This is a genomic window from Amedibacterium intestinale (assembly GCF_010537335.1).
In the GTDB taxonomy this organism is placed as follows: Bacteria; Bacillota_I; Bacilli_A; order Erysipelotrichales; family Erysipelotrichaceae; genus Amedibacterium; species Amedibacterium intestinale.
Window position 1 is genome coordinate 472,578 of record NZ_AP019711.1, and the last position, 13,703, is coordinate 486,280.

The window sequence follows — 13,703 nt, forward strand, 5'->3', positions numbered from 1 at the left end:
GTAGAAAAAGAATTTGTTATAATATGCAAGTCAATAAGAAGATAATGAAAAAGAGGAGTACATGTAGATTCTGGCTTAGAGAGAAGACGGTTGGTGAAAGTCTTTGCATGAAGCTATGTGGAAGGCTGCTTTGGAGTCTTCACGTATCGTCGGCGTTAACGATTTGTAACAGAGGTGTGCTTTGCAGAAAGTGAACTAGGATGGTACCGCGTAATCTATTACGTTCCTGGAAAGGGACGTTTTTTTATGTTTAAGGAGGAAGTTATGAAACAATTAACTGGTAATGAAATTCGACAGATGTTCTTAGATTATTTTAAAAAGAACGGACATATGATTGAACCAGGCGCAAGCCTTGTTCCACATAACGATCCTACTTTGTTATGGATCAATGCAGGGGTAGCTGCTTTAAAAAAATATTTTGATGGTTCTGTAAAACCAGATAGTCCACGCATTGCGAATGCGCAAAAATCAATACGTACAAATGATATTGAAAATGTAGGAAAAACGGCACGTCATCATACATTCTTTGAAATGCTTGGAAATTTCTCTATTGGGGATTATTTTAAACCTGAAGCAATTCATTTTGCATGGGAATTTTTAACAAGTCCAGAGTATATTGGATTTGAAAAAGATAGACTGTATATTACGGTTTATAAAGATGATCAGGAAGCTTATGATATTTGGACAAAAGAATGTGGTGTTGATCCATCACACTTGCTGCGTACTGAAGGAAATTTCTGGCAGATTGGTGAAGGACCATGTGGACCAGATACAGAAATTTTTTACGATCGTGGAGAAAAATATGATCCAGAAGGGTTAGGAGAAAGAGCTTTCTTTGAAGAATTAGAAAATGATCGTTATATTGAAGTATGGAATGTTGTATTTTCACAGTTTGATGGAAAAGAAGGAGTCGATCGCAAAGATTATAAAGAACTTCCACAGAAAAATATAGATACTGGAATGGGATTGGAACGCTTGACTTGTCTTATTCAGGATGGAGAAACAAACTTTGATACAGATTTATTTTTGCCTTTGATTCATGCAACAGAAGCTTACACAAATTTGAAATATAGTGATCCAAAAAATAAAATGGCATATCGTGTAATTGCGGATCATATCCGTACAGTTACATTTGCTTTAGCGGATGGTGCTTTATTCTCAAATGAGGGAAGAGGTTATGTACTTCGTCGTGTACTGCGTAGAGCTGTTCGTTTTGGTAAAAAATTAAAAATTGAAGATTCTTTTATGTATAAACTGGTTCCTGTAGTTTATGAAATCATGAAAGATTTCTATCCTTATTTGGAAGAAAAACTGGATTATATCGCAAAACTTGTAAAAGTGGAAGAAGAACGTTTTCATACAACTTTAGCAGACGGTGAAAAACTGTTAATGGATGTGATGGAAGCTAATAAAGAATCAAAAATGATTGATGGAAAAACAGCTTTCAAACTTTATGATACATATGGATTCCCAATGGAGCTGACAATGGAAATTGCACAGGAAAGTGGGTATACTGTTGATAAAGCTGGTTTTGATGAAGAAATGAACAAACAAAGAGAACGTGCAAGAAATGCACGTGAAGATGCAGAATCTATGAGCAGTCAATCAGCTGATTTGATGAACTTTACAGAAGAAAGTACATTTGTTGGATATGATGAAAGAATGTGCAAAGCTCATGTTATTGGCTTGTTTAAAGATGGGCATAAAGTGGAAGAATTAAATGATGAGGGAGACGTAATTTTTGATACGACTGTTTTCTATGCAGAAAGTGGAGGACAGGTTGGAGATTGTGGACTTATCGAAGGAGGAGTAACTGCTAAGGTAGTTAATACAATCAAAGCACCTCATAAACAACATTTACACCATGTTGTAATTGAAAACGGAAGTCTTCATATAGGAAGTCAGGTTACATTGTCCGTAGATAATGCAAAACGTGATGTTATCACAAGAAATCACTCATGTACACATTTGCTGCAGAGTGCATTAAAAAATATCGTAGGTTCCCATATTCAGCAGGCAGGAAGCTATGTAAATCATGAATATTTACGTTTTGATTTTACACATTTTGAAAAAGTTGGTGAAGAGCAGTTAAAACAGATTGAAGAGCTTGTAAATCAGTATATTGCAGGACACTATGCTGTTACAAAAGTAGAAATGCCAATTGAAGAAGCGAAAAAAAGTGGAGCTACTGCATTGTTTGATGAAAAATATGGAGATATCGTTCGTGTAGTAACGATGGGAGATGTATCAAAAGAGTTTTGTGGAGGCTGCCATGTAAACAACACGCAGGAAATAGGTCTTTGTAAAATCATCAGTGAAGAAAGTATAGGTTCAGGAGTTCGTCGTATTACTGCAAAAACAGGATATGAAGCATATAGAGAATTCGCTGAAGAAGAAACTATGTTAAAAAACATTGCTTCAGATTTAAAATTAAAAGGAATTTCAAAAGTCGAAGAAAAAGTAGCTCAGGTGCTGAATGAAATGGCAACATTGAAAAAAGAACTTGCTGCTTTGCAAAATGAAATGTTTACACTGAAAGCTAAAGAATTAAAAGAAGAAATTAAAGAATGCAATGGAAAAAACATATTAGTAAAACGTCTTGATGGTGCAGATGCAAATGCATTGAAGGATATTGTTTCTTCTTTGAAAGCAGAAACAGAAAATATTGTAGTGTTCTTTGGCAGTGTTGTGAATGATAAAGTAGTATTTGTTGCTGGTGCAGATAAATTGGCAATTAGTACTGGTATTAAATGTGGAGACTTGGTAAAAGAAGCTGCTGCAGTCTGTGATGGAAAAGGTGGAGGAAGACCAGACCTTGCTCAATCAGGAGGAAAAGATATTACTCGTATTGATGAAGCATTGGAAATGATTAAAAATAAACTTTCTTAGGGTTTTCATTTAACATAAAGTACGATAAAATATAAGAAGATAAACGAAGGAGGTAATACGATGAAAGATGTTACAGAGACTATGGCATTTAAATCCGAAGATTTAAAACGTGATAATATCAAACATGTATTACAAGAAGTAAAAAGAGCACTTGACGAAAGAGGATATAATTCTGTAAATCAATTGGCAGGTTATTTGATTAGTAATGATCCTGCATATATATCTTCTCATAATAATGCTCGTACGATTATTCAAACGGTTGAACGTTATGAGATTATTGAAGAACTTGTTCGAAGTTATTTGGAAGAAGAGGGCGAATGAAAACATTAGGATTAGATTTAGGAAGTCGTACGTTGGGTGTTAGTGTAAGTGATGTTTTAGGGATGATAGCTCGTCCAGTAGAAACGATTCGATTTGCAGATGATGATTATGATTCTGCTTTTGAACAGGTAAAAAAATACATAAAAGAATTTCAAGTAAAGACCGTTGTCTTAGGATTACCAAAACATATGAATGGAGATATAGGGGAACGTGGAGAAATTTCGATTATGTTCAAAGAAAAACTGGAAACATTAGGATTAGAAGTTGTCTTATGGGATGAGAGATTAACCACAGTAGCTGCACAGAAAATATTAATCAGTGCAGATGTATCTAGAAAAAAAAGAAAAAAGATAATAGATCAGATGGCTGCTGTACAAATTTTGCAAAGTTATCTGGATAGTAAAAATTAGGGGCTATATGCCCCTTGCTTATAGGAGGTAAAATATGCTGGATTCAAATAGTCTTTATGTAACAGATGAAAATGGAAATGAGAAACGAATGGAAATTTTGTTTACGTTTGATGATGAAAGTCGTAATAAGCGATATGTTGTTTTTGCAGATCCGGAAGTAGAGAGTGATGAGGTGTTTGCTTCTGCTTATGATGATGATGGACATCTGCTTCCTGTAGAGACAGAGGAAGAATGGCAGATGATTGAAGAAGTAATCGGGGCTTTCCAGGATGATGAAGAGGAATAAAAAGCTATGGATCATTGCTGGTGCAATAGCGATTGTACTTGTAATTATAATAGGCGGAATTTTATACTATAATTCTCAATTAAAAGCAGTTTCTAAACAGAAAGATGAAGTTATATTCGAAATCAAGCAAGGAGAACCACAACCTGAAATTTTAAAATCTTTAGAAAAAGAAAATCTTATAAAAAATGCTGATATGGCAAAGATCTGTTTGAAATTGAATGGATTGAGTGATATGAAATATGGTATTTTTAAGCTGGATCGCTCATGGGATACAAAACAAATTTTGGAAACGCTAAATGATGCTACAAAAGCGAAGCAAAATGAAACAATGATTACTTTTAAAGAAGGCATGTGGGCAAAAGATGTTGCACTTACATTGGAAAAAGAATTAGGCGTTTCATCAAAAGAATTAATATCTTTATGGAATGATGATGCGTATCTGAATACTTTGATTCAGAAATATCCATTTTTGACAAAGGATATTTTGAATGAAAATGTTCGTGTAAAATTAGAAGGTTACTTGTTCCCTGAAACTTATGTTTTTAGTAAAAAGGCTACTACTGAACAGATTACAGAAACATTCCTTGATCATTTTTTAACAATTTATCAAAAATATGAGAAGGATATCAAAGAAAGTGGTCAAAGCATACATGATATTATAAAACTAGCAAGTATGGTTCAGTATGAGGCTAGTACGAAAAAGGATATGGAATTAGTTGCAGGTGTATTTTATAATCGTTTGAAAAAAGGTATGAAACTGGAGTCAAGTGTTACAGTTTGTTATGCTTTATATGATGATTTAACAAGTGGAGAAGATTGTGAAATTCAATATAATATCGATTCTCCATACAATACATATAAGAATGAAGGTCTTCCTGTTGGTCCTATTTTAAACCCAGGAGAAGATGCTATTGCGGCTGTTTTACATCCTGAAAAGAGTGATTATTTGTATTTTGTTGCAGATATCTATGGTGATGGAAAAGTTTATTATGCGAAAACATATGACGAACAGTTAAAGAATCAGGAAAAATTTAATTTAAATAAGTAGGTAGTGAATATGAAGAAACCATTGATTATAGGAATTGCCGGTGGAAGTGCTTCTGGTAAATCGTCTATCTCTGCACAATTAAAAGAACGTTATGAACAAAGTGGTTCGGTTGTTATCATTCGACAGGATGACTACTATAAAGATCAAAGTGAAAAAACGATGGAAGAACGAGTGAAAACAAATTACGATCATCCATTTGCGTTTGATAATGATTTATTAGTAGAGAATTTACAAAGCTTATTAAAGGGTGAAGAAATCAAAAAACCTATTTATGATTTTGTTAATCACACACGTTCTTCTAAAACAGAAGTAGTTAAACCAAGTGATGTTATTGTTTTAGAAGGTTTATTCATTTTAGAAGAAGAAAAATTAAGAAGTCTTTGTGATATGAAACTATTTGTAGATACAGATGCAGATGTTCGCTTTATTAGAAGACTCATACGTGATGTTAAAGAGCGAGGCAGGACACTTGATTCTGTTGTAGAACAATATCAGACAACCGTACGTGTAATGCACAATCTGTTTGTAGAGCCAAGTAAGCGTTATGCGGATGTTATCATACCGGAAGGCGGAAAAAATAGTGTTGCACTGGATTTACTGATAACGAAAATCAGTAGTATTATTAAAGAAAACATGGTATAATACCAGTCGTTAGGAGTGAAATTATGGCGGATGAAAAATTTTTTGTAACCAAGGAAGGTTTAGATGAACTTTTAAAAGAACAAGATAATCTGCTTCATGTTGTTCGTGACGAAGTTATTCGTGAACTTCAGGAAGCTCGTGCACAGGGGGACCTTAGTGAAAATGCGGATTATGATGCTGCTAGAGATCGTCAGGCTCGTGTAGAAGCACGTATTCGTGAACTGGAGGCTATGATCGCCAATGCGGAAATCATTGAAGAAGACAAATCAAAATCTACTGCAAAAAGTGTAGGATTAGGTTCTACTGTTACTATTTTAGACCTTTCTACAAATGAAGAAGAAACATATTCTATTGTAGGTTCTATTGAGGCCGATCCTTTAAATGGGAAACTTTCTAATATTACCCCACTTGCTGTATCTTTGATGGATCATAAAGTTGGAGATACTGTAGAAATTCAGGGTGTGGAAGAGCCATATTCAGTAAAAATTATTTCTTTAAAATAAAATTTGTATTTTTGACCTGTGACTTCGTATTTCTTTATGTAGGAGGGATTTTATGAAGTTTGCAGGTTTTTTTTGTGTTATAGCACTTATGGTTTTGTTTTATGCAAGAAATAATGCTATAGACATGACACAGTTTCAAACAGATACAAAAAAAGTAGAGATAAAGGGAGAAGTAAGATCTCCAGGAGTTTATGAAGTTGATTGGAATGCAACTGTGGCAGATGTTTTAAAAGAGGCAGGAGGAAGTTTAGAAAACGCAGATATATCTTCTATTAATTTAAGCAGAAATATAGAAAATGAAGCAGTTATTGTAGTAGATAAAAAACAAGAAGAAAAGAAAATTTCCATAAACAGTGCCACCGTTGAAGAATTAGATGAATTGCCTGGTATAGGGCCTTCAATTGCTCAAAGAATTGTAGAATATAGAAACCACCATTCTTTTCAAACGTTGGAAGATCTGAAAGAAGTAAAGGGTATCGGAGATAAGTTGTTTCAAAAAATAAAAGATAGGATTATGTTATGAAGGGATGCTGGCTCTTCTATGCTTGTTTAAGCATTTTGCTTTTGTGGGGCGATACCCCCTTTTATCAAATTTGTATATTATTTCTTATTTTTTTGACTTTTCATAAAAAAATAAGAGGTTGCAAAAAAGGTATTGTTATTGTTTTGCTTTTATTATGTCGCTGTTATATTCCTATACCAAAAGATAAGCCTAATCCAGGTTACTTTAAGATATTAGAAATCAAATCTAGTTATGTTGTAGCTTCAGATGGAAAGCATAAAGTTATTCTCTATGGGTTGGAGAATCCCAATTTTGATAATGTGTATCTTGTAAAAAAAGAATTTCGTGAAATTGATACGATTCATAATTTTTACGGTTTCTCCTTTGAAAACTGGTTAAAAAGAAAACATATCTTTTATGAAACACAACTTGATAATTCAAAATTGGTAAAGCAGGGGAACTCTGTTCGACATATGATCTACGAAATGATTTCTAATCGAAGTGAAGAAGAAACAACATTTCTTAAAGCTATGTTGTTTGGTGTAAATAAAGAAGATGCTTCTTTTCTTTTGTTATCAAGTGGTATGCATATTGGTTTCTTATTGATGCTGGAAAGAAAATTCTTAAAAAGGTTTATGAAAGAAGAAACAGGACAACTATTAATATTGTTACAGCTGTTAGTTTTAGCTGCATGTTTTACATTAAGCAATTCTGTTCTTCGCTTATTGTGCTTTTATACAGCGAATTTGTTTTTATTCAAAGAAAATAGAAAAGATCAATTAGGGTTAGGTATGTTTTTTATTATGTTTCTTGCACCTTACATGGTGTTTGAAATTTCCTTTATTCTTCCATGTATATTTCGCCTAGCTTATATGTTCAATGTGAAGAAGATGCCAAAATCATATGTAAGCATATCTGTACTGTTTCCTTTGCAACTATTCTATTATCATGAGGTAAATCCAATACAAATATTTTTATTTCGATTTTTAAGAATCGTATATGCTGTATTTTATTTTCTGGCACTTCTTACTTTATTGCCGTTTGTGCCTTATTTTTCTATATATCAAGATATTTTAAATACATTGTCTTCTATAGAAAAAATCGGATTTACAATTTTTGGTACCGCATCTATGTGGTGGATAGTTTTATGGTTTTATATTTTTTTACGCATTATTAGCTATAAAAAGAAAAAAGATTTGATAAGACAGGGATTTCTTTTGGCTTTCTTTTTTGCAATGCCGTATTTAAATCCCTTTGCACAAGTGTATATGCTTGATGTAGGACAAGGAGATTGCAGTGTTGTAATTCTTCCATATCGTTCAAAAGTCATTATGATAGATGTAATGGGACATTTAACAAAAAATATACCAGAAGATATTATCGTGCCTTTCCTTCATGCGAAAGGAATACGAAAGATTGATACTTTAGTTGTAACGCATGATGATTTGGATCATAGTGGAGGTAAAAAACAATTAGAAAAATTAATATCTGTTGATAATGTCGTAAATGTAAAAGAAAAAGCCAAAATATATGAAGAGGATTGGATGAAATTTTTACTTCTTGATTATAAAGGAGAAGATGCAAATGAAAACAGTATTGTTACCTATATGCAGTTTTATGATACATCCATCTTATTTATGGGGGATTTAGGAATCAAAGGAGAAAAAGAATTACTAAAGCAATATCCTAAGTTACAAGCTGATATACTGAACCCTTCGATTTTAAATTGATACGAGTTTGCACTATGGTATCAAAGCGTATCGGCAAATTAGTACAAAAAAACTTTGAGATTTTAATTTATAACTTGATTTTTCATCTTGATAGAGCAAACATAGACAAAAATCGAGGTGAAAGAAAATGTTAGAACAAATCATAAATATAATCCCAGCAAACAAAGTAGAAGAAAAAAATGAAAAGAAAGAAGTGCGTGTTGTAATCTATGTGAGAGTTTCCACGAGTAAAAAAGAGCAAGTTCGCTCATTCAATAATCAAATAGATTATTTCCGTAAAAAAATTGATAAAAGAGAAGATTGGAGACTAGTTAACATCTATGCTGATGAAGGAACGACCGGAACAAGCACGAAGAATCGTAGCCAATTTCTTCAAATGATAGAAGACGCAAAGAAAGGAGAGTTTGATTTAATCCTTACTAAATCAATTTCTAGGTTTGCAAGAAATACATTAGATACAATCAAATACACAAGGTTATTGAAATCTTTAAATGTAGGAGTTTACTTTGAAAAAGACAATCTATGGACATTGTCAGGCGATGGAGAGTTTATTCTCACAGTAATAGCAGCTGTTGCTCAAGAAGAATCTCGTTCTATTTCAGAAAATACTAAATGGGGAATGAGAAGAAAAATGTCTAAAGGCATAGGATGTGTACCTTTCTCTAATTTTTGGGGATATGATCGTGGAGAAGATGGAGGTTATCTAATTAATGAAAAACAAGCAGAAATTGTCAAAAGAATATACAACGATTTTTTGAATGGATACACATTAAAGGATATTACACTGCTATTGGAGAAAGATGATATTAAGACGGTTAAAGGAAAAGATAAATGGGGTACATCCACAATTTCATCTATTCTTCAGAATGAAAAATATAAAGGTGACTGTCTGTTGCAAAAGTATTATGTACTTGATCCGATTACTAAGAAATTGTTGAAAAATAATGGCGAAATCGATCAGATTTATGTGATAAATCATCATAAGGCAATAATAGATAATGACACATGGGAAAAAGTACAGTTTAGATTAACCAAGGCTGCCAACAAAACTCATGCTAGTGCTTTACTAAAAAGGAATTTTTTTATGGGAATGTTGTACTGTTCTATATGTGATAGAAGATGTTCAAAAATGATGTATACAAAAGTTGAACATTCAGGAACTAATTATGAAACTTGTAGTTATGTTAAAACTACTTGTGAACAAAAGGGTACTTCGCTAAAAATAAAAGAAAAAATCCTGATTTTAATAATATATGATTCAATTTTAGAATATCACGGGATAAAGAAGGAAGAAACGAAATCTCGGAAACCAATATTCGAAAATAAATACATCCAAGTAAGAACAGAAGAGAAAATAGAGATATCTTTACTACTTATACATAGGTTGATAGATAGGATTATTGTCTTACCCGATACAAAACTTCGGATAAATTATTATGATGGGAAGATAGATGTTGTAAATTATGCTGATTATGAATGTGACGAGAGGTTAAAACAGGCGAAAGATTTTATTTACACTCAAGATGAGATATAGGGAACTGGTACAGTTATTAGATGATTGAAGGGAGAATGTTTTATGCTAAAGAAAAGAGACTATAAACTATTTGATGATTCTTATTTTACGATTGTCAGAAAGGAAATAAACTTTGTTGAGTTGAAATCAAATGCCACAGGGCACTTTTGGAGCGTTTTCAGCAACCAATTTGATGAGGTTAATAGAATAACTGTTTATCATAAGAAAAGAGCACAAGAAACGAAATATCACGAATATAGCAAATGTGATTCTGTTGTTGAAGCAATAAGTCACATAAAAGAGTTTGATAAGCAATTTTTAGAACGACAAGAAAAGAAAAATACCACTTGCAAAGAGAGTAGAAACCTTAAGGTGTATGAAGGGAGTGGGTATAAATATAAATCGACACCTACCATCATTCTTAAAGGGGAATGGTTAAGAAAATATGGATTTGATATAGGAGAAGACATCAAAGTGAGATGTGATTGTTTAGGTGAGCTAATAATACATAAAGTGATTTAATATGATTTCTTTAAATTTACACTCAGTATTATCGACGAGTGTATTTTTTTTATTGAGCAACCTTGGTATAAATGATAAAATGTATGTAGTTATCTTATTTGTGAAACTTAGTAAAGGATGTAAGAGAATGTTAAAGAACAATATAGAAACTGATGTAAAAGAAAAATGTAATGAAGCGGATATGACTCAAGTGGAAATTGCTGAAGCAATTGGCACAACAAAATCTTATGTGAATCGAGTTATAAAAAAACAGGATGGAATTATTAATAAGACTTTTATTCGAATCATGGAACAACTTGGTTATGATATTGAGATAACTTATACAAAAAATAAAGCAGGAGGAAAAGAAAAATGGAAATAGTACGAATAATATTGGATAGCATACTAATATTGGGGATTATTGGTTTTGTGTTATTTATGAAATTTTCCTTCCCATCATACATGAAAGAGAAAGGGAAGAATTTGGCTACAAAAGAAGATATACAAGAAATTACTAGAATGACAGAAAGTGTTCAAAAAGAGTTTCGTGAAGGCTTTGAAGAGTTTTCTTCCGATCTTAATTTTAAATATGAATTCTATTATAAACGATATTCAGAATTATACTGTAAATTATATGCAATAATCATACAATCTGAATATGTAAGACACTTTATTAAATTAACAGATGGAAATGAATACTCTTTTGAGGAAATTCCTTTTCTGGAGGTTTCAGCTACACATAAAGTCACTCAAAAATTGGATTTCAAAGTGGGAGAACCAGTATCATTCGAAGAAACTGTTGAAGATATTGAAACACCCATATCTGAATTTAGAAAAGATAAAATGACTGATTATATTATTAAGAAAGGCGAGTTTGCATCACAAAAATTGTTGAAATTAGCTATTTCGTATAGATTTGCATTTGATCATAGTTCTGCTAAATCAAACGTTGATAGTGCTGACCGTGATGTGGCTAATGATGAAGAAATAAGACTAATTAAAGAAATTGTTAAATGTATTGTGATTGAATATAACGAATTAAGAAAATACCTCAAAATGGACTATATAGATTCAGAAATTCAAGATGGTATTTTGGAATTATAATATTTCATATATGAAAAGAAGAGAGGGATAAATCATTATGTTTGGAATGTCTAAAACATTGATTGTTGTATATAAAGATGAAATGGTTGTAAATCAACTTAAAAAGATGGTAGAAACTCACGATGATAAAGAAGAAGGTATAATTGGTACTCGTGATGACTCTGTTAATGTTGTTGCTTGGACTGAAAAGGTTTGGCTCAATAATAAGAAAGCAGGGAATATAACAGATAAAGTTTTGTTTTTGGGAGATATCAGTGGGACGGATAAGCTTATTCCTGTTCTTGATATTAAATTTAATCAGTTTGGTGTTCAATATGGATGGGCAGGGAATCAAGCAGTACTTTTTGTTGATTCTAAAGAAATGCATGATAAGGATATCTATCTTGATTTTATTGAACAGCTATCAAAACTTTCTGTTCCTGACATGATTAAGGAACCTATTAATACAAGATATGCTAATGGAGAACAGGAATCTACTCCTAATGAAACAGAGGATGATGAAAATAAAAACTCTAGAAAGAAAATAAATAAATTCCTTGGTAATGCTAAAAACACCTTGGATAAAGGTGTAAAAGCTCTTGATAAGGTACGTGTGAATGTAGCGAGTAAAACTGAAGACTTGTTAAGAGATAAAAAGAAAGTTACAAGACAACAGTTGTTCTATGGAGTTGTTAATTTATACAACAATGACTTAGATAATTTTATGAATGCGTAGGTGACTTGAAATGACTAATTTAGAGGAAGTCAAATATGGTTGGAATTTTATGGCTGATTTACTTGGAGCAGATGCGGGAAGTAAAATAGCTTTTTCTGATTATGTTCAAAATACTCTTCAGAATGAATCTATTGCAAAACAAAATATCAGAATACAAGAAATAAACGCAGCAATTGATCAACTTGCTGATAGTATTAATAATCATCCAAGTCTTAATTTGGATTCAGAACAACTAAAAGGGTTTATTGCAGAAGAATGGCACGCTGGAACTTTTAATATAGATGCTATTAGAAAAGGATCAGAGCATAGAGCAAGGACACTTCAAGAAACTGGATATGGCAGTGTTGATATTGATACCAATTTTGGTAAGCAATATAGCCTTAAATATGCTAATGTTGCAAAAGATGCAGAGAATTATCAAGCTGTTTTAAATAGAGATACAGGTGCTCCTAAATATGAAGGGCAAGAAAGATTAATAGCTGCAGAGCAGGTGGATGATGCTAAAGCTTGGGCACATCGCAGAGGATTGAAAGATATTGAAAACAGACCTGATGTTTCTCATTCTCATCTAGATACTGAGGAACATCTTGTTGGTAAGATTTCTGATAGAGAAGGTATAGAATCTAAAGAGTTATCCATTAAGGAATCAAAACAAATTGCTAAAGAAGCAAAAACGGATGGGTTTAATCCAGAAGAACATGGTTATACAAAAAATTCACTTTTGGATAAAGTAAGAATTGATTATGTGAATAGAGCAATGAAGGCAGGTTTAACTGCTGCAACTATTACGGCAATTACACAGCTTGTTCCAGAATTATATAAAACAATTGATTATTTGATTAAGCACGGAGAGATTGATTTAGATGCGTTAAAGAAATCAGGAAAGAAAGTTATATCTACAAGTGGAGAGGCTTTCTTGCGTGGATCTATTGCATATGGAGTAGAACTAGCACTACAGAATGGTTTTCTTGGCGAGAGTATGAGAACAGTTAACCCATCTGTTGTAGGTGTTGCTGTTGCAGTAATCATGGGTACTGTTAAGGATAGCATCATGGTTGCAGCAGGTAATATGACAGCTAAACAAATGGGAATGAGATTTGTTGATTCTGTTGTGGTTTCATCTGGATATTTGGCGAGTATGAAGATTGGTGGAACTATTGCTCAAGCATTATGTCCAGAGCTTCCAGTTGTTGGATATGCAATAGGGAGTTTGCTTGGATGTTCTGTAGCCGTAGTTTATAACATAGGGAAAAATAAATTAATTTCTTTTTGTATTGATACTGGATTTACTTGTTTTGGTCTTGTTGACCAAAACTATGAACTACCAGAAGAAGTATTAAAAGATATGGGAATTGATATTGCTCCAATTTCAAGAGTAGATGTAAGAAGAACTAATATTAGTACAGCTTCTACTCAAGAGTTAGTTAATCGTTCTAAATATGAAACGATTGATATAAAAGTACTTAAACGTGGGGTTATCGGTATTAATAAAATAGGTTATGTCTATTAAATCTCACATCAGTTAAATATTTGTGTAAA

15 protein-coding genes and 1 other annotated feature are annotated in these 13,703 nt (G+C 32.5%); all 15 genes read left to right on the top strand.

Annotation, left to right across the window (positions count from 1 at the left end; all coding sequences use genetic code 11):
- Window positions 1-35 precede the first annotated feature (35 nt).
- Window positions 36-231, top strand: a binding site (T-box leader).
- Between the two features lie 33 nt (window positions 232-264).
- The 15 genes from alaS to A9CBEGH2_RS02455 all read left to right on the top strand — a co-directional run bounded on the left by alaS (window position 265) and on the right by A9CBEGH2_RS02455 (window position 13,674).
- On the top strand, window positions 265-2,889 hold the full coding sequence (gene alaS, locus A9CBEGH2_RS02380) for an alanine--tRNA ligase (protein WP_178085851.1): 2,625 nt from the start codon (window positions 265-267) through the stop codon (window positions 2,887-2,889).
- Between the two features lie 60 nt (window positions 2,890-2,949).
- Window positions 2,950-3,210: an IreB family regulatory phosphoprotein gene (locus A9CBEGH2_RS02385; protein WP_115714685.1), complete on the top strand. Its 261-nt coding sequence runs from the start codon at window positions 2,950-2,952 to the stop codon at window positions 3,208-3,210.
- A complete protein-coding gene (gene ruvX / locus A9CBEGH2_RS02390) occupies window positions 3,207-3,620 on the top strand; it encodes a Holliday junction resolvase RuvX (protein ID WP_115714686.1) in 414 nt (137 codons plus the stop codon). The genes A9CBEGH2_RS02385 and ruvX overlap by 4 nt, the downstream gene beginning before the upstream one ends.
- A gap of 34 nt (window positions 3,621-3,654) precedes the next feature.
- Window positions 3,655-3,906, top strand: coding sequence for a DUF1292 domain-containing protein (locus A9CBEGH2_RS02395; RefSeq protein WP_115714687.1), 252 nt, complete (start codon window positions 3,655-3,657; stop codon window positions 3,904-3,906).
- The gene (gene mltG, locus A9CBEGH2_RS02400; RefSeq protein ID WP_118277242.1) at window positions 3,893-4,954 is read left to right on the top strand and encodes an endolytic transglycosylase MltG; all 1,062 of its coding nucleotides are present in this window, start codon (window positions 3,893-3,895) and stop codon (window positions 4,952-4,954) included. Before A9CBEGH2_RS02395 ends, mltG begins: the two co-directional genes overlap by 14 nt.
- Window positions 4,955-4,963: 9 nt before the next feature.
- Window positions 4,964-5,596 (top strand): uridine kinase, encoded by a 633-nt coding sequence (gene udk, locus A9CBEGH2_RS02405; RefSeq protein WP_115714689.1) that lies wholly within the window; start codon window positions 4,964-4,966, stop codon window positions 5,594-5,596.
- 23 nt (window positions 5,597-5,619) lie between these two features.
- Entirely contained in the window at window positions 5,620-6,099 is a 480-nt protein-coding gene (gene greA / locus A9CBEGH2_RS02410) for a transcription elongation factor GreA (RefSeq protein ID WP_115714690.1), read from the top strand.
- A gap of 52 nt (window positions 6,100-6,151) precedes the next feature.
- Entirely contained in the window at window positions 6,152-6,622 is a 471-nt protein-coding gene (locus A9CBEGH2_RS02415; protein WP_115714691.1) for a ComEA family DNA-binding protein, read from the top strand.
- A 143-nt stretch (window positions 6,623-6,765) separates the two neighbouring features.
- The gene (locus A9CBEGH2_RS02420; protein ID WP_163104180.1) at window positions 6,766-8,331 is read left to right on the top strand and encodes an MBL fold metallo-hydrolase; all 1,566 of its coding nucleotides are present in this window, start codon (window positions 6,766-6,768) and stop codon (window positions 8,329-8,331) included.
- Window positions 8,332-8,458: 127 nt separating this feature from the next.
- Window positions 8,459-9,865 carry a recombinase family protein gene (locus A9CBEGH2_RS02425; protein WP_163104181.1) on the top strand — a complete coding sequence of 469 codons (1,407 nt, stop codon included), beginning with the start codon at window positions 8,459-8,461 and terminating at the stop codon, window positions 9,863-9,865.
- Between the two features lie 42 nt (window positions 9,866-9,907).
- On the top strand, window positions 9,908-10,366 hold the full coding sequence (locus A9CBEGH2_RS02430) for a SymE family type I addiction module toxin (protein ID WP_163104182.1): 459 nt from the start codon (window positions 9,908-9,910) through the stop codon (window positions 10,364-10,366).
- A 127-nt stretch (window positions 10,367-10,493) separates the two neighbouring features.
- Window positions 10,494-10,727, top strand: a complete 234-nt coding sequence (locus A9CBEGH2_RS02435) for a helix-turn-helix domain-containing protein (RefSeq protein ID WP_163104183.1) — start codon at window positions 10,494-10,496, stop codon at window positions 10,725-10,727.
- Window positions 10,718-11,449 carry a hypothetical protein gene (locus tag A9CBEGH2_RS02440; RefSeq protein ID WP_163104184.1) on the top strand — a complete coding sequence of 244 codons (732 nt, stop codon included), beginning with the start codon at window positions 10,718-10,720 and terminating at the stop codon, window positions 11,447-11,449. The genes A9CBEGH2_RS02435 and A9CBEGH2_RS02440 overlap by 10 nt, the downstream gene beginning before the upstream one ends.
- 37 nt (window positions 11,450-11,486) lie before the next feature.
- On the top strand, window positions 11,487-12,164 hold the full coding sequence (locus A9CBEGH2_RS02450; RefSeq protein ID WP_197739438.1) for a hypothetical protein: 678 nt from the start codon (window positions 11,487-11,489) through the stop codon (window positions 12,162-12,164).
- Between the two features lie 10 nt (window positions 12,165-12,174).
- A complete protein-coding gene (locus tag A9CBEGH2_RS02455) occupies window positions 12,175-13,674 on the top strand; it encodes a hypothetical protein (protein WP_163104186.1) in 1,500 nt (499 codons plus the stop codon).
- The last annotated feature ends 29 nt before the right edge of the window (window positions 13,675-13,703 follow it).